The organism is Thioalkalivibrio sp. ALJ21, assembly GCF_000378605.1.
Lineage (GTDB): Bacteria > Pseudomonadota > Gammaproteobacteria > Ectothiorhodospirales > Ectothiorhodospiraceae > Thioalkalivibrio.
In genome coordinates this window covers 123,576-147,560 of sequence record NZ_KB905155.1, presented here as the reverse complement: position 1 = coordinate 147,560, position 23,985 = coordinate 123,576, and the positions used below count along the sequence as shown (strand labels likewise).

The 23,985-nt window shown below is 67.0% G+C and carries 21 protein-coding genes; 5 read left to right on the top strand and 16 right to left on the bottom strand.

Translation table 11 applies throughout. The features are described from left to right. Positions 1-174: 174 nt before the first annotated feature. Both F579_RS0100665 and F579_RS0100660 read right to left on the bottom strand, forming a co-directional pair. Positions 175-864, bottom strand: coding sequence for a TIGR04211 family SH3 domain-containing protein (locus F579_RS0100665; RefSeq protein ID WP_026301082.1), 690 nt, complete (start codon positions 862-864; stop codon positions 175-177). 129 nt (positions 865-993) lie between these two features. Continuing rightward, positions 994-2,382: a hypothetical protein gene (locus F579_RS0100660; RefSeq protein ID WP_019024722.1), complete on the bottom strand. Its 1,389-nt coding sequence runs from the start codon at positions 2,380-2,382 to the stop codon at positions 994-996. Positions 2,383-2,578: 196 nt separating this feature from the next. Between F579_RS0100660 and F579_RS0100655 the strand changes: the two genes are divergently transcribed. Together F579_RS0100655 and fabA are read left to right on the top strand one after the other, a co-directional pair. Continuing rightward, on the top strand, positions 2,579-2,893 hold the full coding sequence (locus F579_RS0100655) for a hypothetical protein (protein ID WP_019024723.1): 315 nt from the start codon (positions 2,579-2,581) through the stop codon (positions 2,891-2,893). 107 nt (positions 2,894-3,000) lie between these two features. Next, a complete protein-coding gene (gene fabA, locus F579_RS0100650) occupies positions 3,001-3,513 on the top strand; it encodes a 3-hydroxyacyl-[acyl-carrier-protein] dehydratase FabA (RefSeq protein WP_017925947.1) in 513 nt (170 codons plus the stop codon). Between the two features lie 30 nt (positions 3,514-3,543). On the opposite strand, the gene F579_RS0100645 is transcribed toward fabA, so the two are convergent. Next, positions 3,544-4,026: a DUF1249 domain-containing protein gene (locus F579_RS0100645; RefSeq protein WP_019024724.1), complete on the bottom strand. Its 483-nt coding sequence runs from the start codon at positions 4,024-4,026 to the stop codon at positions 3,544-3,546. A 250-nt stretch (positions 4,027-4,276) separates the two neighbouring features. Here F579_RS0100645 and F579_RS0100640 point away from each other — a divergent pair, with 250 nt between their 5' ends. The 3 genes from F579_RS0100640 (at position 4,277) to F579_RS0100630 (ending at position 9,121) form a co-directional block, all read left to right on the top strand. Beyond that, positions 4,277-5,914, top strand: coding sequence for an alpha-D-glucose phosphate-specific phosphoglucomutase (locus F579_RS0100640; protein ID WP_019024725.1), 1,638 nt, complete (start codon positions 4,277-4,279; stop codon positions 5,912-5,914). A gap of 21 nt (positions 5,915-5,935) precedes the next feature. Continuing rightward, positions 5,936-7,327, top strand: coding sequence for a sodium-dependent transporter (locus F579_RS0100635; RefSeq protein WP_019024726.1), 1,392 nt, complete (start codon positions 5,936-5,938; stop codon positions 7,325-7,327). A 123-nt stretch (positions 7,328-7,450) separates the two neighbouring features. Continuing rightward, positions 7,451-9,121 (top strand): Na/Pi symporter, encoded by a 1,671-nt coding sequence (locus F579_RS0100630; RefSeq protein ID WP_019024727.1) that lies wholly within the window; start codon positions 7,451-7,453, stop codon positions 9,119-9,121. An 878-nt stretch (positions 9,122-9,999) separates the two neighbouring features. Here F579_RS0100630 and F579_RS0100625 read toward each other — a convergent pair. The 13 genes from F579_RS0100625 to truB all read right to left on the bottom strand — a co-directional run bounded on the left by F579_RS0100625 (position 10,000) and on the right by truB (position 23,981). Further along, the gene (locus F579_RS0100625; protein ID WP_019024728.1) at positions 10,000-11,202 is read right to left on the bottom strand and encodes an aminotransferase class I/II-fold pyridoxal phosphate-dependent enzyme; all 1,203 of its coding nucleotides are present in this window, start codon (positions 11,200-11,202) and stop codon (positions 10,000-10,002) included. Then, positions 11,189-12,643 (bottom strand): ribosome biogenesis GTPase Der, encoded by a 1,455-nt coding sequence (der, locus tag F579_RS0100620; protein WP_019024729.1) that lies wholly within the window; start codon positions 12,641-12,643, stop codon positions 11,189-11,191. Before der ends, F579_RS0100625 begins: the two co-directional genes overlap by 14 nt. A gap of 50 nt (positions 12,644-12,693) precedes the next feature. Next, a complete protein-coding gene (gene bamB / locus F579_RS0100615) occupies positions 12,694-13,884 on the bottom strand; it encodes an outer membrane protein assembly factor BamB (protein ID WP_019024730.1) in 1,191 nt (396 codons plus the stop codon). Between the two features lie 15 nt (positions 13,885-13,899). Continuing rightward, positions 13,900-14,514, bottom strand: coding sequence for a tetratricopeptide repeat protein (locus tag F579_RS0100610; RefSeq protein ID WP_019024731.1), 615 nt, complete (start codon positions 14,512-14,514; stop codon positions 13,900-13,902). A gap of 43 nt (positions 14,515-14,557) precedes the next feature. Then, positions 14,558-15,841 carry a histidine--tRNA ligase gene (gene hisS / locus F579_RS0100605; RefSeq protein ID WP_019024732.1) on the bottom strand — a complete coding sequence of 428 codons (1,284 nt, stop codon included), beginning with the start codon at positions 15,839-15,841 and terminating at the stop codon, positions 14,558-14,560. 57 nt (positions 15,842-15,898) lie between these two features. Continuing rightward, on the bottom strand, positions 15,899-17,119 hold the full coding sequence (locus tag F579_RS0100600; RefSeq protein ID WP_019024733.1) for a RodZ domain-containing protein: 1,221 nt from the start codon (positions 17,117-17,119) through the stop codon (positions 15,899-15,901). After that, on the bottom strand, positions 17,109-17,879 hold the full coding sequence (gene pilW, locus F579_RS0100595; RefSeq protein ID WP_019024734.1) for a type IV pilus biogenesis/stability protein PilW: 771 nt from the start codon (positions 17,877-17,879) through the stop codon (positions 17,109-17,111). The genes F579_RS0100600 and pilW overlap by 11 nt, the downstream gene beginning before the upstream one ends. Beyond that, positions 17,879-19,012, bottom strand: coding sequence for a 23S rRNA (adenine(2503)-C(2))-methyltransferase RlmN (gene rlmN / locus F579_RS0100590; protein ID WP_012982145.1), 1,134 nt, complete (start codon positions 19,010-19,012; stop codon positions 17,879-17,881). The genes pilW and rlmN overlap by 1 nt, the downstream gene beginning before the upstream one ends. A 142-nt stretch (positions 19,013-19,154) precedes the next feature. Continuing rightward, entirely contained in the window at positions 19,155-19,586 is a 432-nt protein-coding gene (gene ndk, locus F579_RS0100585; protein ID WP_012982144.1) for a nucleoside-diphosphate kinase, read from the bottom strand. A 152-nt stretch (positions 19,587-19,738) separates the two neighbouring features. Continuing rightward, on the bottom strand, positions 19,739-20,362 hold the full coding sequence (locus F579_RS0100580) for a class I SAM-dependent methyltransferase (RefSeq protein WP_019024735.1): 624 nt from the start codon (positions 20,360-20,362) through the stop codon (positions 19,739-19,741). 65 nt (positions 20,363-20,427) lie between these two features. After that, positions 20,428-22,515 (bottom strand): polyribonucleotide nucleotidyltransferase, encoded by a 2,088-nt coding sequence (gene pnp, locus F579_RS0100575; RefSeq protein ID WP_019024736.1) that lies wholly within the window; start codon positions 22,513-22,515, stop codon positions 20,428-20,430. Positions 22,516-22,640: 125 nt separating this feature from the next. Continuing rightward, a complete protein-coding gene (gene rpsO, locus F579_RS0100570) occupies positions 22,641-22,910 on the bottom strand; it encodes a 30S ribosomal protein S15 (protein WP_012982141.1) in 270 nt (89 codons plus the stop codon). A 111-nt stretch (positions 22,911-23,021) separates the two neighbouring features. After that, positions 23,022-23,981, bottom strand: coding sequence for a tRNA pseudouridine(55) synthase TruB (gene truB, locus F579_RS0100565; RefSeq protein ID WP_019024737.1), 960 nt, complete (start codon positions 23,979-23,981; stop codon positions 23,022-23,024). Positions 23,982-23,985 lie beyond the last annotated feature (4 nt).

Here is a 23,985-nt window from a genome sequence, read left to right as displayed (position 1 = left end):
CCGTACGACCTGCCCGGAATCACGCTCCTGGAGTTGCGTCCGTCACCAAGGACCACCGGCGACGGCTTCAAAACAGCTGCGAAAGCCTAATGGCTCGATCGCCGAGGCGCAAGAAACGCGAATCGGGACACGTTTCCGCAGGCGCCCCCGGCAAATCCGGGGACGGAAGGGGGATCAGTACCAGTCGCTGCGGCGGCGGCGCAACGGAATGCGCGTCAGGATGATGCCGAGGATCAGGCTGCCGACGGTCACCGCCGCGCCGGTCATGAACCAGCGCCGCTGGCTGTCGGCCTGCATCACCTCCACCTGGCGGCGATACTCGTCCGCGGAATCACGGGCCTCTACAAGCTCGCTTTCCAAGCGCCGATTTTCGCGCTGGATCTCCTGCGGCCGTGCCGCGACGTCACGCAGCTCCTCAAGCTCGGACTCCATGTCGGCCACCTGCGTCTCCAGGCCTTCACGCTCGGCTTCGAGTTCGCGGCGAGTATCCAGCAGCTCGGCAATCCGACCCTCCTGGTCGTCCGCGCCCGAGCGAATCTCGGCCAGCTCGGCCTCGACCTCTTCCAGGCGCTCACGGGAATGCGGCTCGTCCTGCAGGTAACGGGTCAGGATCCAGGCCTCGGTGCCGCTGGGCAGGCGAATACGGGTGTGGCCATCGCCGCTCTCCTCGAGCACCGTGACCTCCTGCCCCGAGCGCACTGCACTGATAATGCGGCTGTTCGGCCCAGTGCCATTGCGCACCCCGACCTCCAGCTCCTCGCTGACGAAACGCGTGGTCTCGGCCATCGCCGCCGTGGCAGTCAAGCCGCCCAGGATCAGAATCCCGGATACCGTGAGTCCGCGCATCACCCGCTGCATCTGCATGCCCATGTCCTGCCTCTCGCCTGGTTGCCTGATCCAGCCATGGAGTCAACGTCGCCTGCATGACCGGGGGCGCATTCTACAGCGGCATTCGTGGCTCGCGGCAACGCACCGCCTGCGGGGTGATCCGCATCACATTCCGGCGTCCGCATCCCGGGCCGACGTCGCGCGACCCGCGAGGCGTTCGCGCACCGCGCGCGCCGGGAACGTGACCAGCTCGAACAGAGCCGGCAGCAGCCGGCGCAGCTGCAGCGCAATCACGGCAAGCAGGTGCAGCACACCCGTCAGCAGTGCCAACAGAATACCGAGCAGCCCCCCGATCAGCACCCGTGTCGCCTGCAGCAGGGAGACCAGCCATAGCGACGCCAGCGCCACCACCAGCGGCACCACCAGCCCGACGGCCGCACCGACCATCTGCTCGGTCCAGTACAACGTGGGCGGTGGTGCCACCTCCCCGGCCATCAGGGTCTCCAGCAGATCGTTGCGATAGCGGACCCACTCAAGGTGATAACCGGCCAGGCCCGACAGCACCACCACAGCGGCCAGCACCAGCAATGCCGTAACCACCAGCCCCATACGGGCCCAGTTGTCGCGCTCCATCACCGCCTGCGGCAGCAACCGGACCGCCCCGCGGCTCTCGGCCAGCAGCCACCCGCTTACCAGCGCGATCCCCAGCAGCAGTGCGATGATCCGATCCGAGAGCGTCCCGGGGCCCGCGTCCTCCACCCCCGGAAACTGCCCGTCAAACGGCGGCCCGAAGAGCTGGTGGTACACGGCGACCGCCAGCACCGTGAGTGCAAGCCCCAGCAGCCCGAGCAAGCCCTGGCTAACGGCCTGGAAATACGAAGGCATCTGATGGCGGATCGAAGGTTCGGTCTGCTCGCAGCGCGTCAGGGCGCGGTCCAGGCGATCCCCCTGACGCTGCAGGTCACCCAGACGCCTTTGCAGGCCCTCCAGGCGGTCGACCAGCTGATCCACCGGGCTCTCCAGCCGCCGCCGGGCGGCCAGCATGCCCTGCGCCAGTTGCCGGTGCTCCTCCATGCCCAACCGCGCGATACGCAGGATCGTCTCCTGGAGATCCTGTGCGAGACGCTGGCTCTGCGGAGTATCGCTGACCGGGGTGCTGGCCAGCGCCTCGAGACGACTCACCCAGGCGGGTTCCTCGAGCAGGCGGGTCTCGTCCCGTTCGTAGGCCTCGCGCAGGGCGCGCAAGGTCTCGGTGGACTCCTGGCGAAGCTGCGGCATCTGCGCCAGGTCATGCCCCACCAGGTGGGCATAACGGCGTTCCAGGGCCTCCACCGCCCCGTGGATGCGATCGGCCTCCAGTCGTGCCAGATACCGCCGATGCCAGCCGGTCACGGCATCCCGCACATGTACGAGATGCCGGCGCAGCGCGCATAGCAGGTGGACCAGACCGCCCGTGATCGCAAGCAGCACCGTGCGCACCGGATTCCGCGCCCAGTCCAGCAGCACGATGGCGACCATGATCGCCAGAGTCACCATCAGGATTGTGATCGCCACGCCACCCCCTCGTCGGTCCTGCCTGTCGCCCGGACGCACCGGGCCCCACACCTACCCTGTTTGCAACCGGCACTCACCTGTCACCGGTTCTCCCCGCCGCGATTATGGCCGATCCGGCCATCCGGTGCGCGCGGCTCCCTGGCTCAAGTTTGCGGCAAGCGCGCCGATAGGGAGGGTAAATCTCCGGAGAATCCCAATGCTGCAGACCGACCTGCTTCCGATCGCCGGCCCTGAACGCATGGAACAACCCGGCTGGCTGGACGCCGGTTTCACCGCCGGCTGGCTGCCTGCGTTTCGCAATCGCAGTACGGGAGAGGTGCACGCCAGCCATCTGGAAGACGGTCGCCTGGCCTGCACGCATATCCTCGACACCCTGCCCGCGGCCTGGATCGCCGAGCGCGACGCCGAGGGCCGCCCCGGCGCCCTGGTCGCCGACATCCAGGCCGGCTACCTGCGCGGGTCGCGCTTCTACACCCTGGCCGATCTGCTGCGCTACCCGTCCGACGCCTGATTCGTGTTTCCCTGGCGCGGCCCGTCGGGCCGCGCCCTCGACCGGCACAATTGCTTTTAGGCGCGGGTTTCGGTCCAATACCGGGCTTTTCCCCGAGCGGCGCCCCCATGCAGAAAAATCAGTACGATCGCGACGAACTCCTGGCCTGCGGCTACGGCGACATGTTTGGCCCGGGCAACGCCCAGTTGCCGGTCCCCAACATGCTGATGATGGATCGCATCCTGGAGATCAACAGCGATGGCGGCGAGCATGGCAAGGGCCAGATGATCGCCGAGCTGGATATCAACCCGGATCTGTGGTTTTTCGCCTGCCACTTCCCCGGTGATCCCGTGATGCCCGGCTGCCTGGGGCTGGACGCGATGTGGCAACTGGTGGGCTTTTACCTCGCCTGGCTGGGTAACCCCGGCCGCGGCCGCGCCCTGGGGGTGGGCGAAGTGAAGTTCACCGGTCAGGTCCTGCCCACCGCGAAGAAGGTCACCTATCGCATCGACATGAAGCGGGTGATCTCGCGCAAGCTGGTGCTGGGTATTGGCGACGGCATCGTCGAGGTCGACGGCCGGCCGATCTACGAGGCCCACGACCTGCGTGTGGGCCTGTTCACCTCCACCGAAAATTTCTGACCTGAACAGCGAGCCTGCTCCGGCAGGACGCTAGTCCGTCACCAGCGGCGCGGGCATAGCGTCCGGGCGAAAGCGGTGGCCCTGGCGCAGGCAGTAACGCAGCCACTTGAACAGAAAGCGGTTATGCCGCCAGCGGCAACCCAGCCCCGGGTGTCCCGCGATCGTGTCGATCACCAGGTCCTCACCGCTGCGCCGGCAGTGGCGCCCCAGCACCTCGGCCTGCCGCGCGTCGTGGAACAGACGCACCCGGGCATCCGGCTGCAGGCGCGGTTCGTCGTGCCCGGCAAAGGCATAGGTCAGTCGCAGCGTGGTCGTGTACCGCGTGCGCTCCAGCACCTCCAGATGCAGATCCAGCGCCCCCTTGACCCGCGAGACCGCGCGCACCGGCTGGCGGTGCAACTCGGGGCACAGACGCCGGACGGACAGGTAGTTCTCCTCGTACATCTCCATCAGCGCCGCGAAAGTCACCGGGCGCGGCTCGAGATGGGCGGGGGTGCGAGTATCCAGCAACATGCCGCGCAGTCTAACAGCCCCCGGGCAGACACTGGCCAATGCACCCGCTGCCACTAGTGTCCCGTTATCCCTGTTTCGCCGCTCGCATCATCGCCTGGCCAACGCGGACCATGCCGAACCGAACAGCGCAGCGGCTGCCGAAAACCATACGCAAACCCTCCGCCCGGCACGGGACACCCCCCGCCCTTTTTGGTACCGTCAAACCAGACGGGAACCTCCGGCGTGCAATCGAAAAAGGACTCACGACTTCATGGATATCAGTGTCGTCACGACCCGGCCATTCACCGACCAGAAGCCCGGCACCTCGGGCCTGCGCAAGCGGGTACGGCAGTTCCGGCAGCCTCACTATCTGGAGAACTTCATCCAGAGCATCTTCGAGGCACACCCGAGCCTTTGCGAAGGCGAGCTGATCCTCGGCGGGGATGGCCGCTTCCACAACCGCGAGGCGATCCAGACCATCCTGCGCATGGCCGCGGCCAACGACGTCAAGAAGGTCGCGATCGGCCATGCCGGACTGCTGTCGACCCCGGCCGCCAGCCACCTGATCCGCTCGCGCGGTGCCACCGGCGCCATCATTCTTTCGGCCTCTCATAACGCCGGAGGGCCGGAGGGAGACTTCGGCGTCAAGCTGAACACGGCCAACGGCGGACCCGCGCCGCCCGGCGTCACCGATGCGATCTTCGAACACAGCAAGTCGCTCACCCATTACCGCATCGCGAGCGGCACGCCGCACGTCGACATCGACCACCTGCACACCACCCACCTCGGCGAGATGTCGATCGAGGTCATCGACCCCGTGGGCGCCTATGCCGACCACATGGCGACACTGTTCGATCTGGAACGCATCGGCGAGCTCCTGCGCTCGGACTTCTTCCGTATGCGCTTCGACGCAATGCATGCGGTCACGGGGCCTTATGCCGAGGAGATCCTGATCAATCGCCTGGGCGCCCCCGCCGAAACCCTGCTGCGCGCGGAGCCGCTGGCCGATTTTGGCGGCCGCCATCCGGACCCGAACCTGGCCCACACCCGCGAGCTGTGCGAGGCCCTGTACGGGCGCAACCCGCCGGACTTTGGCGCGGCCTCCGACGGCGACGGCGACCGCAACCTGATTCTGGGCCCGCATTTTTTCGTCACGCCCTCCGACAGCCTGGCCATCATGGCGGCCAACGCCCATCTGATCCCCGCGTTCTCCGATGGGCTCAAGGGTGTGGCACGCAGCATGCCGACCAGCCAGGCGGTGGACGTGGTCGCCGAGGCGCTCGGCATCCCCTGCTTCGAGACCCCCACTGGCTGGAAATTCTTCGGCAACCTGCTGGACGACGGCCGCATCCGCCTGTGCGGGGAAGAGAGCTTTGGCACCAGCTCCGATCATGTGCGCGAGAAGGATGGCCTGTGGGCCGTGCTGTTCTGGCTGAATCTGCTGGCCGCCCGCCGCCAGTCGGTGGAAGAGATCGTGCGCGACCACTGGCGCGACTACGGCCGCCACTACTACACCCGGCACGACTACGAAGGGCTGGACACCGCCCGCGCCGAACAGGTGATGGCGCGCATCGGCGAACAGCTCTCGAGTCTCCCGGGGCAGTCGCTCGCCGGCATGCGAGTCGCGGAGACGGACGACTTCGCCTACCGCGACCCGGTGGACGGCAGCGTGACCGAGCACCAGGGTCTGCGGGTCCTGTTCGAGGGCGGCGCGCGCATCGTGTTCCGACTCTCCGGGACCGGCACCGAAGGCGCGACCCTGCGCATCTACATCGAGCAGTACGAGACTCACCCGGAGCACCTGGACCGCGAGCCGCAGGAGCTGTTGCGCCCGTTGATCGAGGCCGCCGTGCGGCTGGGTGACCTGCCGGGCCTGGCCGGGCGCGACCAACCCGATGTGATTACCTGACCCGCTCCCGGTCCACCGCTGATGGACATCGTCGCCACCCGGCAGCGCTGGACGCATGGCTATGCGTTCGTGCTGGCCGCCACCGCCTCGGCGGTCGGACTCGGCAACATCTGGAAGTTCCCCTACATCCTCGGCCAGAACGGCGGCGGCGCCTTTCTGGCCGTGTACCTGCTGACCATCGCGCTGATCGGCATCCCGATCATGATGGCCGAAGTGATGATCGGACGGCGGGGCCGCCGTTCTCCGGGGTACGCGGCACTTGCCGTCGCCCGCGAGGCCCGTGTCCGCGACGCCTGGCAGATGGTCGGCTGGATCGGGATCATCGCCCTGTTCGTGATCATGACCTTCTACGCCGTGGTCACCGGCTGGGTCTTCTCTTATGTGCCACGGGCCGCCAGCGGGGCCTTCGCGGGCGTCGACGCGCCCGAGGTTACCGCGATCTTCCAAGGGGTCCAGACATCGCTTTCGGGGATGCTGCTGTGGACCACGCTGGGCCTTGCGGCGACCTTCGCGATCGTGGCCCTGGGGTTGCGCAACGGGCTGGAGCGCGGTGTAGCGCTGGTCATGCCGCTGCTGTTCGTCCTGCTGCTGGCCGCCATGGCCGGCGGTCTCTGGGTCGGCGATATCGAAGCCGCCCTGGACTTCATGTTCCGCCCGGACTTCTCCGCCCTGGACCGACACAGCCTGCTGATCGCGGTCGGGCACGCGTTCTTCACCATGACCCTGGCTGCCGGCGTGCTGATGATGTTCGGCGCCTATCTTCCCAGGAAGACCTCCATCGCCGGCACCGCGATCGGCGTTGCGATCGCCGACACCGTGATCGCACTGATCGCAGGGGTTGCGATCTTCCCGGTGGTGTTCGGCTATGGCCTGGATCCGGCCGCCGGGCCCGGCCTGATGTTCGAGGCCCTGCCGCTGGCGCTGTCCGCGATCCCGGCGGGGGTGATGCTCACCACGCTGTTTTTCGCGGCGCTAAGCCTCGCGGCGTTCAGCACCATGATCGCGAACGTCCAGGTATTCGTGCACCTGCTGCACGAACACTTCGGGATCTCGAACCTGCAGGCCGCCCTGGGGAGCGCGCTGGCCATCTGGGGTTTCAGCCTGATCACCATATTCTCGTTCACGGGGGCTGGCTGGGCCCAGATCGACCTGGTCGTGCTGGGGCGCGAACTGCCGACGCTCTACCACCTGCTGGAACACACGGCCATCAACATCCTGTTGCCGGTCAGCGGGCTGCTGATCGCACTGTTTGCCGGCTGGGTCCTGCCGATGGCGATCACCCGCGACGAGCTGGGACGGCCCACGGCCGCCTTCCATATTTGGCGCCTGATCCTGCGCTATATCGCACCGATCGCCCTGCTGACCCTGTTCTGGCAGCTCTCTACATTCAGCAGCCATCTGCCAATGAACTGACGCGCAACGCTCCGACGACCCGCGCGACCGCCCTGCCCATGTGCGGGTGCGCAGACCATACCCTGTAACGACGACCTCACGTCCGTGGGCGCACCCGGGGGAAAGCCCCGTTAGAATGCGCGGATGAATGGCGAGTGGATGATCACCTTCGAGATCGCGGCGACGCTGTTTGCCGGGCTCGGGCTGTTCTTCGTCGGCATTCGCCTGATCAGCGAGCACCTGCGCCAGCTCGCGGACCAGCGCCTGCGTGCACTGGTGGGGCGCGCCACGGGCTCCAACCGGGCGGCCGCGTTCCTCGGCCTGGTCGGCGGGGCGATCACCCAGAGCATCCACGCGGTCATCTTTGTGCTGATCTCGCTGGTCACCGCCGGCGTACTCGACGCCCGCCGTGCCCAGCCCGTGATCAACTACGCCAACCTCGGGACCTCACTGCTGGTCCTGATCGCCGCACTCGACCTGACCCTGATGGTCTTCATCCTGGTCGGGGTCACCGGGCTGCTGTTCTACTTCGACCGCGACCAGTCCGCCCGCCTGCGCCACCTGATCCGCGCCATGCTCGGCATCGGCCTGCTGTTCCTCGGCCTGATGTTTATCAAGGAAGGCGCCAAGCCGCTCAGCGAGCTGACCTGGATGACCGGCCTGATGTCGCTGTCGGCGCAGTCCTTGCTGATCGCATTCGCCACCGGGCTGGTGTTTGCGGTGATCGCGCATTCGGCCTCCAGTATCACCATCGTCACAATGGCCCTGGCCGCCAGCGGCGTGATCGATCTCGAATACGGCCTGATGGTCGTCTACGGGGCGAGCTTCGGCACGGGTGTGTCGACCCTGATCCTCGCCGCCTCGCACAAGGGGCTGGGCCGCCAGCTAGCGCTTTATCAGTTCATCCTCAAGGGCCTGGGCCTGATTCTGCTGCTGCCCCTGTTCTGGATCGAGTTCTACGGCGGTGTCCCGTTGATCGCCTCGGGCCTGGAAGCGCTCGCGATCGGTATCAGCCTGCAGATCGCGCTTGCCTACATCCTCTATCAGGTCGTCTGCGACCTGGCGATGCACCCGGTCCACGGTCCCGTCGCCCGTTTCCTGGAGCGCACCGCGCCGCCGACCGAGGAAGAGGCCCTGGGCAAGCCGCATTTCATCTACGCCGGGGCGCAGAACGATGCCGGGTCCGCACTGGTGCTGGTCGAAAAGGAACAGCTGCGCCTGCTCAAGCGACTGCCCGACTATCTCGACAGCGTGCGCGATGACAGCGACGGCGCCCGTCACGAACGCCTGGCCCTGCACCGTGGCAACCTGCAGGTCACCGAGGCCGTCGAGCAGTTTCTCGACGAAATCCTCTCCGGCGCGCTCAGTGGCGCGACCCTCGATCATGCGATCGTGCTGAAGAACCGCAATCAGCTGCTGCTACAGCTGGAAGACACGCTGAACGACCTGGCCACGGAGATTGAGCGTTCCCTCAATACGGACGCCTCCGCCGAGGCCCGTGCCCTGACCCACAACCTGGTCGAGACCCTGCACATGATGCTGCTGACCCTGACCGACGCGGCGCGCAGCGGGGATGCCGACGACATCGCCCTGCTGCAGTCCCTAACCCATGACCGCTCGGAGCTGATGGACTCGATCCGCCGCCGTCTGCTCGCCTCCAGCGACCTCGACGGCAGCGTACGCGACGCCGTGTTCGGCGCGACCAGCCTGTTTGAGCGCGGTATCTGGGTCTTGCGCCGCTATGCGCTGCTGCTAACGCCGCCGGAGGGGGCGTCCTACGAAGCCGACCCCGCCACCGCCCCCACCAAGCCGTAGCCTCTGTTCCGCTCTCACGGCGAAGCTCGTTGCCACGGTAAGGCTAGGCCCGGTTCGTCATCCGGTGTTCATGGTGCCTGCGTCCAGCCGCCTGCCATGCGCTGTTTCGCCAGCGCGCCGCGCCAGTTGTTAGTCAAAAACGGGCTTCTTTGCTCGTGCAAAGAAGTACCCAAGAAACACGCCCGACTGCCGCGACCCCGGCCCGCTGCGCGGGCCGGGGTTTCCCTCGCTCCGAGGGTTTTCGCGGGCGGCGCTGAAACTCGCTGCGCCTTCGGCTTCGCTCAGACAGTCAGCACCTCTCTTCCCGCGAAAATCCTCTCCGCTCGGCGCGACGACAACGGGGGTGAAGGTCAAGACAACAGCTGTCCCGGCGGCGTAGCACATGGATGGAGGCTGGGTCTTCGGACATCTTCGGCACGGCGCGGCCTTCGGCCCTGGCGTGCCGCGCCCGCGAGCGGGCGCCAGGGGGCGGGTAGGATGCTGATGAGCGCAGCGAATCGCATCAGGGTTGCCCCAACGTCGGAACGGTGCGTTTCGCTTCGCTCAACCGCACCCTACGGCGCTGGAGTTTGCTGCAGGCGTGGGGATACTTTTGTTTTGACCTTCATCCCCCGTATGAAGCCCCTTGCGGAAGGGTCCTCGGGACGGAAAAGAGGCGCTGACTGTCTGAGCGGAGCGTAGCGCAGCGAGTTTCAGCGCCGCCGGCCCGAGGGCCCTGGAGCAAGGTCCCCGGGCGGAATCCGGGTGCGCCTCGACGGGTACTTTCTTGGGCAAGCAAGAAAGTACCTCGGGGCGCGCTGGCGAAACAGCGCAAGGCAGGCGGCCGGCCGAAGCCACCGTAGACTCCAGAGGACGAACCAGGCCCGCCTCGAACGGTGTCAGACCAGGATAGCGGAGAGGCGGTCCAGTGCTTCGCGCAGGCGTGACTCGCGCTGGGTGTAGGCGATGCGCAGGTAGCGGTGGCCTGCGCTGGGGCTGAAGTCCGTGCCGGGTGTCAGGGCCACGCCCGCCTCGTCGAGGATGCGCGCACAAAGCGCCTCGGAGTCGTCCCCGTGCGCCGTGCAGGCGGCATAGATGTAGAACGCCCCATCGGGGCGGGCCTGGACCTCGAGGCCCAGCGCCGGCAGCGTCTCCAGCAGCACGTCACGCCGCGTCTGCAGTTCGCGCACCTGGCGCTGCAGGATCTCCTCGGTCTCGGGGGCGAAGGCCTCGACCGCGGCCGTCTGCGCCATGCTGGCCGGCGCCACGAACAGGTTCTGGGCAATCCGGCGAACCGGGTCGATCCACGCCTGCGGGACCACCATCCACCCCAGCCGCCAGCCGGTCATCGCGAAGTACTTGGAAAAGCTGTTGATCACGATGACATCGGGATGGAAAGCCGCAGCACTGCGCTGCGGCTCGTCGAACAGGATCTGGCCGTAGATCTCGTCCACGATTACCAGACCGCCCCGCGCACGCACGACGTCCACGATGGCCGCGAGACGATCGGCGGACAGCCGGGTGCCGGTGGGATTCGCCGGCGAGCCGAGCAGGATGGCACGGGTCCGCTCGCCCCAGGCCTGCGCTACCGCCTCGGCCGTCGGCTGAAAGGCGCGCTCGGCCGCCACCGGCAGCCCGACCGGGACGGCCCCGCGTGCAGCGACAAACTGACGGTTGCAGGCATAGCCCGGGTCCGGAAGGAGCACTTCCTCGCCGGGGTTCACTCCGGCGGCCAGCGCGAGCAGGATCGCGGCTGAGGCCCCCGCCGTGATCACGATGCGCTCGGGATCGATGTCGGCCTGATGACGGCGCCGGTAGTCGGCCGCGATCGCCTCGCGCAGTTCGCGGGTGCCGTGCGCGGGGGTGTAGCGGGTATCCCCGGCCGCCAGCGCCAGTTCCCCGGCACGCAGCACGGCTGGGGGCGTGGGAAAGTCCGGCTCACCCACCTCCAGGTGGATGATGTCGCGCCCGGCACGCTCGGCCGCCTGGGCCCGTGCCAGGATGTCCATCACCCGGAAGGGCTCGACCGCCTGGCCGAATGCGGACAACTCGGGGGCGTGCGTCGCAATCGACGGGGACGGGGTCGGATCAGCGCCGGACATGGCGCATCATGCGCTTGCGCTTGCGCTGCTGGCGGGGGGTGAGGATATTGCGCCGGCCGGCGTACGGGTTGCGTCCGGAGCGAAACTCCATACGCAACGGTGTTCCGACCAGCCCGAGGTGCTTGCGGAAGAAGTTTTCCAGATAGCGCTTGTAGCTCCCCGGCAGGGCATCCGTCTGGTTCCCATGGATCACGATGACCGGGGGATTCTGCCCGCCCTGATGGGCATAGCGCAGTTTGATCCGGCGACCGCTGACCAGGGGTGGCGCATGCTCGGCGACGGCACTCTCGAGCAGGCGGGTCAGCTCGGGGGTCGAGACCTTGGCAAACGCACTGGTATGGGCCTCCTGCACGTCTTCGAGCAGGTGGCCCACATTGGTGCCATGCAGGGCAGAGATCAGCCGCAGCCGGGCAAAGTTGACGAAGCCAAGACGCCGGTCCAGGTCGTCACGCACGCGCTCGCGTTCCTCCGGCGCCATACCGTCCCACTTGTTCACCGCGAGCACCAGCGCGCGGCCGGAGTCGATCACCAGGCCCAGCAGGTGGGCATCCTGTTCCGACAGCCCAGCCTGGGCATCCATCACTAGGATCACGACATGCGCGGCCTCGATCGCCTGCAGCGTCTTGATCACGCTGAACTTCTCGATGACCTCGTGTACACGCGCCCGGCGCCGCACCCCCGCAGTGTCGATCAGGGTGTAATCCTGTCCATCACGCGAGAATGGGACAAAGATGGAATCACGAGTGGTGCCGGCGACATCCGTGGCCACCACGCGCTCGTCGCCGAGGATGCGATTGACCAGCGTGGACTTGCCGACATTCGGGCGCCCGACAATGGCCACGCGGATGCCCGGCCAGTCGTCCAGCGCGGCCTGCTGCGAGGCCTCGTCCAGTCCGTCCTCCGCGACCTCCTCCGCTGCACCCTCGGCCGCTTCGGCCTCGCGCCGCTCCGCGGCCACGGCCCGCCGGACCTTCTGCATCAGGCCCTTGATGCCGCGACCATGGGCCGCGGCGATCGACGTGATCTCGCCCATGCCCAGGGTATAGAACTCGGCGCTCACGGCGTCGGCATCCAGGCCGTCGGTCTTGTTCACCACGACCCGGGCCTTGACCCCGGCCGAACGCAACTGGTCGGCGATCGCCTGGTCCTGCGGCGTCAAACCATCGCGCGCATCCACCAGGAACAGGACATGGTCCGCCTCCGCAACGGCCCGCTGGGTCTGCTCGGCCATCGCCCGATCCATCTCGGCGCCCTCGCCCGACAGACCACCGGTATCCACCACCAGGTAGGGGAAGTCCCCCACCTTGCCGATGCCGTACTGGCGATCGCGGGTCAGGCCGGCGACATCGGCCACCAGCGCATCACGCGAGCGCGTGAGCTGATTGAACAGGGTCGACTTGCCGACGTTGGGTCGGCCGACCAGGGCAATGACAGGGATCATGAGGCAACGCTACCGCAACAGCAGGATCCGGGGGTACGTGCCAGCGACGCTCATTCCCCGGAGTCCAGACGCGGATTGACCGCGGTGAGCCGACCGTTGTCGGTCACCACGTAGAGGATGTCGTCCACCAGCACGGGGCGGGTCACGACCGCGCCGGAACTCGCCCGCAGACGTGCCACGATGCGGCCGTCCTCGAGGTGGAACCAGTGCAGGTAGCCTTCGTAGTCGCCGACGATGGCGTAATCACCCACCACGACCGGGGCCGTGACGCCGCGCAGACGCAACTGGTCGCTTTGCCAGAGATCGGCGCCATTGCGCGGATCCAGCCCCCACAGGTGGCTCTCGGCATCGGTGACCGCGAGGACGTTCGCCTCATTCGTCACATCCCCGCCCTGATAGGACGAAAAGTCGCGGGCCCAGAAGATCTCGCCGGAATTCAGGTCGATGGCCGCCAGACGGCCCTGATAGCCGGATGCGATCGCCGCGCCCTGATAGATCGGCATATAGCCGTCGACATCGACCATGCGCTCCACCTCCGACCGGCCGGTCGGGATGCCGAGCGTCGTCTCCCACAGCACGTTGCCGCGTTCCAGCCCAAGCATTACCACACGCCCGTTATCGAAGCCGGTCAGTACGCGCCCGGCCGTCATCTGGGGCCGATGCGCGCCGCGCAGGCTCAGCGAGGGGGTGGTCCGCAGGGCGGTCCACTGCGTGGCACCGGACGCCGCATCGAGGGCATGCACGCGACCATCGTTGGTGCGCGCAATCACGACGCCCGAAGCGACGTCCGAGATCGCCACGACCTCGCTGGACAGACGCGAGCGCCAGCGCTCGCCATCACCCTGCAGGTCCACCGCGATGGCCTCGCCATCCAGAGTGCCGACCACCGCGATCTCGTCGCCCACACCAACACCCGCCGACACGCGGGCATCGTCCAGGCGCACGCGCCAGCGCTGGCTCCCGGTTTCCGGATTCAGCCCGGAGACGCGGCCGTCGGCATCGACCACCACCAGCATGTCGTCGGCCACCCCCGGATAGACCTGCCAGAGGAAGCGTTCACCACCGCTCCCGACCGAGCGCGACCACAGCTGTTCCGGCTGCGCCTCCGCCTCGAATTCGGGCAGGTCGGCCGGAGGCTCCGTGGTATCGCGTTGCCACAGGCCACAGGCACTCAGCGACAGCATGAGCGCGCCAGCAATCAGCAGGCGCACGGCAGTCTTCGTCGGGACAGGCACGGACATGGGGATATCGATCCTTTAGGCGGAGAGCTCTTCGTACTTCAGGCTCAGGTATTCAGGTGTATGGCCATGATCAAGCGCTTCGCGATAGCGCTCGCGGGCCAGGTCGCGATCCCCGCGCGCCCGCGCGAGGTCGCCTTCCAGCTCCAGGCGCAGGCCACGAAACGCATCGCGGCGCACGTCGCCAAGGGCCGATTCGGCATCGTCATACTGCTCCGCCAGGATCATCTGCCGCGCCATGCGCAGGGTGAGCAGTTCGCGGTAACCCCGATCCGGTGCGGCATCACGCGCCGAGCGCAGGGCCTCGATCGCCGCCTCGTGGTCGCCCTCGGAGACCGCCAGATCCGCACGGAAGATCCAGGCCAGCGAGCGATACGGCGTACCCCTTCCCTGCTCGATCAGCTGGTCGGCCAGCTCCATCGCACGGGCATTGTTGCCAGTCTGCGCCGCGCCCTGCATGGCGATATACATGTCGGAGGCGCCGGCCGCACGCTCCTCCTGGTGGCCACTCCACCAGTTCCAGCCGATCAGGCCGCCAATGCCCAGCACCAGACCGGCAATGATGGCAACGGCATTATCCGACCACCATTGTTTGATGCGCTCGGCTTTTTCTTCGTCGGTGAGGTAGCTCATCGTCCTCTTGATCCTTCGGTTGCGGTACGCGCCTTGACGTTCGTCAGGCGGCGGAGGCGTGCAGGGCCTGTTCCAGATGGCGCGCGAGTTCCTCGCGCGGTACGGCACTTTGTTCGGCTCCGGGCGATCTTAACGGCTTCACCGTCACGGTGCCCGCGGCATGTTCGTCAGTTCCGAGCACGAGGGCAAAATGGGCGCCCAGCCGATCCGCCCGTTTCATCTGCGACTTGAAGCTGCCGCCCCCGCAGTGCTGGACCAGCCGCAGCCCGGGCAGTTCGCTGCGCAGCCGCTCGGCCAGCTCCAGCGCGGGACCCACCAGCTCGTCACCGCCCACGACCAGGTAGGCATCCGGCCCCGGCGGCTGCGGTGCGTCTTCCCGGGCCTCCAGCAGCGCGACCAGGCGCTCCAGCCCCATGGCCATGCCAATGGCCGGGGTCCCACGCCCCCCCAGCTGTTCCACCAGGCCGTCATAGCGCCCGCCGGCGCAGACCGTGCCCTGAGCCCCGAGGTCGTCGGTAATCCACTCGAACACGGTGTGCGTATAGTAGTCCAGACCGCGCACCAGCCGCGGGTTATGGACGTATTCAATACCCAGTGCATCCAGGTGCGCGCGCAGGCTGTCAAAATGCGTGCGCGACTCGGCATCCAGGTGGTCCATCAGGCTCGGCGCGTTCGCCACCACGGCACGCGTCTCCGGGTGCTTGCTGTCCAGGATGCGCATGGGGTTGTCGTGCAGCCGCCGCAGCGCCTCTTCGTCCAGCGAATCCCGATGCTGCTCAAAATAGGCGATCAGCTGGTCCCGGTACCGGGCGCGGCTGGCCGGCGTGCCCAGCGTGTTCAGTTCGAGACGCACATTCTCCAGGCCCAGCAGCTTCCAGAGCCGGGCGGTCATGGCAATCATCTCGGCGTCCACATCGGGGCCCGGCAACCCGAACACCTCCACACCGACCTGGTGAAACTGCCGGTAGCGACCCTTCTGCGGGCGCTCGTGCCGGAACATCGGGCCCAGATACCAGAGCCGCTGGACCTGGTTGTGCAGCAGGCCGTGCTGGATCCCGGCACGCACGCAGGAGGCGGTGCCCTCGGGCCGCAGGCTCAGGCTGTCGCCATTGCGGTCCTCGAAGGTGTACATCTCCTTTTCGACGATGTCCGTCACGTCGCCGATGGAGCGCTTGAACAGTTCCGTCGCCTCGACCACCGGCATCCGGATTTCCTGATAGCCATAGCCATCCAGAAGGCCGCGCAGGCGGTCTTCCAGATGCTGCCAGACGTGGATCGACTCGGGCAGGATGTCGTGCATCCCGCGGATGGATTTGATCGCTTTCATGTTGCCTTTGTGGACTCGGGACCGGCCTGCCCAGGGCGCATGGCCGGCGTCGAAAGATCAGGGTTCGAGGTCGAAGCGTGCGGTGCGGTCACTCCGGACATGGGGCTCGAAATCGAAGGACTCGCCATCCAGGGTCAATTCGACGCCCCGGGCATTCCCAAGGACCACACGTCCGGGAAGCGTGAGCTCCAGTTCCTCACGGTCGCCGCTGCTCAGCACGCCGGTGAACACGACCTCGTCGTCGGCATTGCGAATCTCGACCCAGGACGTCTCGGTGACGTCCAGCACCAGTCGGTACACGCCATCGCGACCGGCCTCTCCACCATTCGACTCGACGCCATCTTCTTCCGAGTCCGGCGCCGCGCGGGCACCACCGGTCAGTAGCGCCATCTCCGACACGGGTCCGGAAGTCGACGACGCGGTCGTATCCTCCGAGGCCGTACCCTCGGGGGCGGTCTCGTCGGCCGCCGTGTCTTCTGTGGGCATTGGCTCGGTCAGCGTATCCATCGCGGGTGCCGAATCCCGTTCCGTCTCGGTCTCGCTGGCCTCGGCATCGGTCTCCGCAGCCACCGAGGTCTCGGGAACGGGCTCGGGTTGGGCTTCCTCGATCAACGCCGGCGGCGCACTCAATTCATCATCCGTCGCGCGGGCAGCGACATCCTCGGACGGGGCACTGCGATCATCTTCCAGCCAGCCCAGTGACGGGAATGACGGCGTACCGCCGCCGCGCTCTGTCCACGCGTAAACGCCCAACCCGAGCAACGCCAGCACCAGCAAGAAAGCCAGCCAGTACGGCGCACTGGAACGCCGTCGTCTCTTGCTCCGCGCCGAGGCCGTAGCCACCGCCCGCAGCTCCGGGTCGGTCAGGCCATGGCCTTCGAAGGCGCGGAGCCAGGGGTCGGCGTTCACCCCCAACTCGCGTGCGCAGGCCCGCAGATAGCCCCGTACATACGCCGGGGCCATATGGTCGAACCGGTTCGCCTCCAGGTCTTCCAGCGTCCCGCGACCCAGGTGGATCCGGTGTGCCAGCGTAGCGGTATCCAGACCGGCGGCCTCGCGCGCGCGGCGCAAGCTGTTGCCGGGCTCGCCCTCCCCGCCCTCGGGGTCGGGAGGCGGGGGCTGATCCCGAGTCGTCAGCCCACTCGCAGCGGGAAACTCCGGGGTCGCATGGGGGTCATCGTCCGTGGTTCGTAACGGTTCCATCTCGGAGACGGAATCGTCGACTTCCTCCACCCGGCCCAGGCCCGGTTCCTTGTCATCACGCGGCTCAGCCACCATTGCGCTCCATGTCTTCCAGGCGGACCAGCTCCATGCTGTCCGGGTACTGACGCCGCAGGCGTTCCGCGCAGTCGTTCGCCGCACGCCGGTTCCCGAGCGCCAATTCCGCCCGATAGCAGAGGAACAGCGTCTCGGAACTTTCCACACCCAGTCCTTCCAGGCGTTGCAGGAACGCCCTTGTCTGCATCGGGCGGTCGTCGTCGTAGGTCAGACTTGCCATTTCCAGGAGGGCACGCGGGTACTGCGGGTTGAGCCGCAGCGCCTCGCGCAGCTTCTCCTCGGCGCGTTCCGTCTGTCCGGCATCGGCAAAGCAGACACCGGAGTTCATCAACGCAATCTCGCGCTGGTCGTAATCGGGGTTGTCGATCGCCTTGGCAAACAGCTCCTGCGCCTCGTCGAAGGCCTCGCGCCGGCACAGCAGGGCCCCGAGGCTGGTCTGCACATAGGGGTTGCCATCGTCCCGACGCAGTGCCCGGCGGTAGTGATCTTCCGCCCGGTCATGCGCACCCCGGCGCTCGTAGACATTGGCCATACCCAGATTGGCGAGCGGATGGTTCGGATCGAACTCCAGCGCCCGCTTCAGATTGCGCTCGGCCTGGTCGACCTCTCCCTCGCGCAGATAACCGATACCCAGCTCGGCGTTGACCTCCGCGGCCTCTGCGCGTTCTCCGGTTACCTCGCGCTCGGCCATCGCCGCGCATCCTCCCAGGGCCAGCCCCAGCAGTATCACGACGGCCGGGCGCCCCCAGCGAAGCCCCATCAAGAGGCTCTCCGCGGCCGCTCAGGCAGTTCGGCGTGCAGACGAATCATGCGCATCCCCCGGTTGGTACGGTCTTCCACCTGCCCCACCAGCTGTCCGCAGGCCGCGTCGATGTCATCGCCGCGCGTACGCCGCACGGTGGTCACGTAACCCGCTTTCTGCAGCTGACGTTCGAAACGCTCGATATCCCCTTCCGCAGGGCGGTCGAAGGGCGCCCCGGGAAACGGATTGAACGGGATCAGATTGATCTTGCCCGGGATGCCCCGCAGCACGCCGGCCAGCTGATTGGCATGTTCGGGGCGGTCATTCACGCCGGCCAGCAGCACGTACTCGAAAGTGACACCGCTGTGGGCTCCCGTCGCCTCGACATAGCGCCGGCAGCTCTCCATCAGGCGCGCGATTGGATACTTGCGGTTGATCGGGACCAGACGGTCGCGCAGCTCGTCGTTCGGGGCATGCAGGCTCACCGCCAGGGCCACATCGGTGTGCTCGCTGAGGCGATCCAGCGCCGGCACCAGCCCGGAGGTCGACAGCGTCACTCGCCGACGACTCAGGCCGTAGGCGTTGTCGTCGGTCATCAACTGGCAGGCCGCGACCACGGCATCGTAGTTGGCCAGGGGCTCGCCCATGCCCATCAACACCACATTGCTGACCGCGCGCTGGCGGCCCTCCGGTGCCGGCAGACGCTGCATCGCCAGCCAGACCTGGCCGATGATTTCGGCGGCCGTCAGGTTGCGATTAAAGCCCTGCTGGGCAGTCGAACAGAAGGTACAGTCCAGCGCACAGCCGACCTGCGAAGAGATGCACAGGGTGCCGCGTCCGGATTCGGGAATGAAGACGGTCTCGATCGCGTTGCCATCCGCCAGGCGCAGCACCCATTTCACGGTGCCGTCACCGGAGGCCTTCTCCAGCGCGATCTCGGGCAGGGCAATCTCGGTTTCGCGCGCCAGGCGCTCGCGCAGTGTGCGCGAAACATCCGTCATCGCGTCGAAGTCGGTGACGCCGCGCTGATGCATCCACTTGACGAGCTGAGTGGCACGAAAACGCGGCTCACCCCACTGCGCCAGCAGCTCGGTGAGCTGACTGCGGCTGTAACCCAGCAGATTCAGAGGTGTAGAGGTTTCCGCTGCCATGCTCGCGACCGGTTGAAAATACCCCCTAGTGTACTGTGCCGGGGGGATGCCTGCCTACGGGGCCCGGCGAGACCCGCGAAAGACCCCGTAGCAGGAAGAAAGGACGCCGCCGCAACGGACCGCGCCCTTCCCCGACCGGTGCTTAGCGGGTACGCGGGCAGACGCCGTCGTTGCCGAAGAAGAACTCGATCTCGCGCGCGGCGGTTTCCGCGGCGTCCGAGCCGTGGACGGCGTTCTCGTCGATGGAGGTCGCGAAGTCCGCACGGATCGTGCCGGGGGCCGCTTCCTTCGGGTTGGTCGCACCCATGATTTCGCGGTTCTTGGCGATCGCGCCCTCGCCTTCGAGCACCTGCACCATCACCGGACCGGAGATCATGAATTCCACCAAATCGTTAAAGAACGGGCGCTCCTTGTGCACGTCGTAGAAGCCTTCGGCCTGTTCGCGGCTCAGCTGCATCATGCGCGCGGCCACGATCTGCAGGCCGGCTTTTTCGAAGCGGCTGTAGATCTCGCCGATCACATTCTTGGCAACGGCATCCGGCTTGATAATGGACAGGGTACGTTCTGCGGCCATGTTGGCTCTCCTGACTAAGGTTGAATAAACGGGGGTTATCCTGCGTCGCAAACGCGAGAACCCGCCAGACGGCGGGCTTCGGGCAGGCACAGCGTGCGGCGCGTAGTGTAGGCAAACTCGCGCCCGCATGCACGCGGGCCGGACCGCCCGTATCAGATGTGCGCGGGCTTGCGGAACTCCACCTGCTTCCAGTATCCGAACAGGCTGGCCGGGGCCACCATCGCCGGTTCCTGTCCGGTCACATTCACGAAGTCCTCGAACTCCATGTCCGGTCGAAAGCCGACCGCGCGCGACAACGGCCGCAGGCAGCGCTCGAACCCGCGCAGCAGCCACTGCCTTGAAGCAAAGTGGTTGATCACCAGGATCTGCCCGCCCGGACGGCAAACGCGCCACATCTCGGCAAACAGCCGATCGGGGTTGGGCACCACGGTGGCGACATACATCGCCACCACCGCATCAAAGCTGCCGTCGGCAAACGCCAGCTGCTCGGCGTCCATCTCGCACAGGCCGGAGACCGCGGGCAGGCCGCCATTCAGGCGGCCCCGTGCGACATCCAGCATCTCGCGCGAGACATCGATCCCGACGATCTCGCAGTCGTCCGGATAGTCCGGCAGCGAGAGCCCGGTGCCTACACCCACCTCGAGTATGCGCTTGCCGGACAGCGGCGCCAGGGTCTCCTGCGCGCGCTCGCGACCGGTCGCGAATACCCGCCCAAAGGTGGCGTCGTAGTGGCGGGCGTAGCGCTTGTAGCTCTTGCGGATACTGACCAGATCCATGCCGTTACGTCCCGGATACCGATAGCCGGGCACCCGAGGGTGCCCGCTGCGTGACGGAGCCCAGATCAGGCCTCGGACTCGACCGCTTTCATGCTCAGGCGGATGCGCCCCTGCTTGTCTACTTCCAGCACCTTCACGGTGACCGAGTCGCCCTCGGACAGGAAGTCCGCCACGTTCTCCACCCGCTCGTCGGAGATCTGCGAGATGTGCACCAGGCCATCACGACCCGGCAGGATCGAGACGAACGCCCCAAAGTCCATGATCTTCGCGACCTTGCCGGTGTACTGACGGCCGACCTCGATGTCGGCAGTCAGCTCCTCGATACGGCGCTTGGCCTCGAGGCCTGCGGCCTGGTCAGTGGAGGCGACCTTCACCGTGCCATCGTCCTGGATGTCGATCGTCGCGCCGGTCTCCTCGGTCAGGGCACGAATCGTCGCCCCGCCCTTGCCGATCACGTCGCGGATCTTGTCCGGGTTGATCTTCATGGTGATAAAGCGCGGCGCGTGCGAAGACATCTCCTCGCGGTGGCTCGGCAGCACCTCGTTCATGCAGCCGAGGATATGCATCCGGCCCTCGCGTGCCTGCGCCAGCGCCTGCTCCATGATCTCGCGGGTGATCCCGTCGATCTTGATGTCCATCTGCAGCGCGGTCACGCCATTGGTGGTGCCGGCCACCTTGAAGTCCATGTCGCCGAGGTGATCCTCGTCGCCCAGGATGTCCGACAGCACGGCGAAACGCTCGCCTTCCTTGATCAGGCCCATTGCGATCCCCGCGACCGGGGCCTTCAGCGGCACGCCCGCATCCATCAGCGCGAGCGAGGTCCCGCAGACGGACGCCATGGAGCTGGACCCATTGGACTCGGTGATCTCGGAGACCACGCGCACCACATAGGGGAACTCTTCGGCCTTCGGCATCACGGCCGCCACGCCACGCTTGGCCAGGCGCCCGTGCCCGATCTCGCGGCGCTTGGGCGAGCCGACGAAGCCGGTCTCGCCGGTGCAGTAAGGCGGGAAGTTGTAGTGCAGCATGAACCGGTCACGGCGCTCACCCTCGATCGCGTCGATCACCTGAGCATCGCGATCCGTACCCAGGGTAGCCACGACCAGCGCCTGGGTCTCGCCACGGGTAAACACCGCCGAGCCGTGCGTGCGCGGAAGCACGCTGGTCTGGACGCTGATCGGACGTACGGTCTTGTTGTCGCGCCCGTCGATACGCGGGTTGCCATCCAGAATGCGGTCGCGCACCAGGCGGTACTCGAGATCGTGGAACGCCGTCTTCACGTCTTCCGCGCTCGGCCCGGACTCGTCTTCGCTGGCGATCGCCTCGACGGCCTGGCTGCGCAGTTCGCTGATGCGCTGGGTGCGCGCCTGCTTCTCGGCGATCTGGTAGGCCTCGACGAGGTCGCTGCCCACGGCCTCCTTGACGCGGTCTTCCAGCGACGCCTCGGACGGCGGCGCCTGCCAGTCCCAGGCCGGCTTGCCGGCCTCGGCCGCCAGTTCCTTGATCGCCTGGATCGCGGCCTGCATCTGCTCGTGGCCGAACATCACCGCCCCCAGCATCGCCTCCTCGGAGAGCTCATTGGCCTCCGATTCGACCATCAGCACGGCATGCTCGGTGCCCGCCACGACCAGGTCGAGATCGGAGTCTTCCAGGGCGCTGTAGGTCGGGTTCAGCAGGTACTCGCCGGCGCGATAGCCGACGCGCGCGGCGCCGATCGGGCCCGCGAACGGGACACCGGACAGCGCCAGTGCGGCGGAGGCGCCCAGCAGCGCGGGGATGTCGGGATCGACGTCGGGGTTGATCGACATGACCGTGGCCACGATCTGGGTCTCGTTCTTGAAACCCTCGGGGAACAGCGGGCGGATCGGACGATCGATCAGGCGCGAGGTCAGCGTTTCCTTCTCGTTCGGACGCCCTTCGCGCTTGAAGAATCCACCCGGGATCTTGCCGGCGGCGTAAGTCCGTTCCTGATAGTTCACGGTCAGCGGGAAGAAGTCGCGACCGGGCTCGGCCTCCTTGCGCGCGACGGCGGTCACCAGGACCACGGTCTCGGCCATGTTGACGAGGACGGCGCCACTGGCCTGGCGGGCGATGTCACCGGTCTCGAAGGTGACGGTATGGTTTCCGTACTGGAACGACTTCTTGTGTGCCACGTTATATCCCGTTTCCCGTAATGCGTGCATCGGTCTTGCTTGCGATGGGCCGGTCAGCGCCCCTGCGTGGCCGCCCCTGAAACTGAACGGGCCCGCACCAGTGGCGCGGGCCCGTTGTGCCTGCCTTAGCGGCGCAGGCCAAGCTCCTGAACCAGGGCCTGATAACGGTCCTGGTCATTGCGCTTGAGATAGGTCAGCAGCTTGCGCCGCTGACTGACCATCTTCAGCAGCCCGCGACGCGAGTGGTGATCCTGCTTGTGCTTTTCGAAATGCCCCATCAGATGCTGGATGCGGGCGGTCAGCAGCGCGACCTGTACTTCCGGCGAACCGGTATCGTTGGCATCGCGCTTGTGCTTCTCGACGATGGCCGATTTTTCTTCGGTAGTGAGCGACATGAAAACCTGACTCCTGAGATTTCTTGACCGTTAATCGACCAGTGGCGCTGGCGATAGGCGCGCAATGTTAGCACGACACAAAGGCATTGAATAGGAAGAATCCCGGCCCCTTCAGGGCGCCGGGACAAACAGCCGGCGGGGCCGCACCCGGCCGTCCGGTTCGCGCGCACCGACCGCGAGAAAACCACCCTCGGCGTCATACACCCGCACCAGCGGCCAGCCGGTTTCGGCCTCGACCGGCGCGCCTTCCGCACCCGGGGTCCGGGATTCGATCGCCTCGTGACCCGCTGCGTGACCATGGCGCATGGCCGCGCTCGCCTGGGCATTGAGGGAAACCGCAGGCCAGTGCCCCAGTGCCGTTTCCGGGGCCTGCAGCATGGCCTCGATCGCGGCCGCCCCCCCCGCCTCGAATGCGGCTTCCACCTGCTCCATCGTCACCATCGCGGCGGCCTCGAACGGGCCGTGCCCGATCCGCCGCAGGCTGTCGACCGCCGCCCCGCAGCCGAGCGCACGCCCCATGTCGGCCACCAGGGAACGCACATAGGTGCCTTTGCTGCAGTGGACATCGATGCGCAGCCGGTCGGGCGCGATGGCTTCGATGGACAGGGCATGAATCTGCACGGGCCGCGGGGGGCGCTCGACCTCCACGCCCCGGCGCGCCAGCTCATAGAGTCGCTTGCCATCGTGCTTGAGGGCGGAGACCATCGGCGGCACCTGCTCCTGCGCCCCGCTAAACTGCCGTTCCAGCGCCCGCAGCTGCTCCGGCTCGATGGCCGGCACCGGCGCCTCGCAGATGATCGCGCCATCGAGATCGGCGCTGTCGGTCTCGACCCCCAGCTGCGCCTCGGCGACATAGTGCTTGTCAGCGTCCAGCAACCAGCCCGAGACCTTGGTCGCCTGACCGAAACACAACGGCAAAAGGCCGGTCGCACGCGGGTCCAGCGCCCCGGTGTGGCCGGCCTTCTTGGCCTGCAACAGATACTTCACGCGCCCCAGGACCTGGGTAGAACTCGGCCCGCGGGGCTTGTCCAGCAACAGAATACCGTCGACCTCGCGACGTGCGCGCGCCATCAAG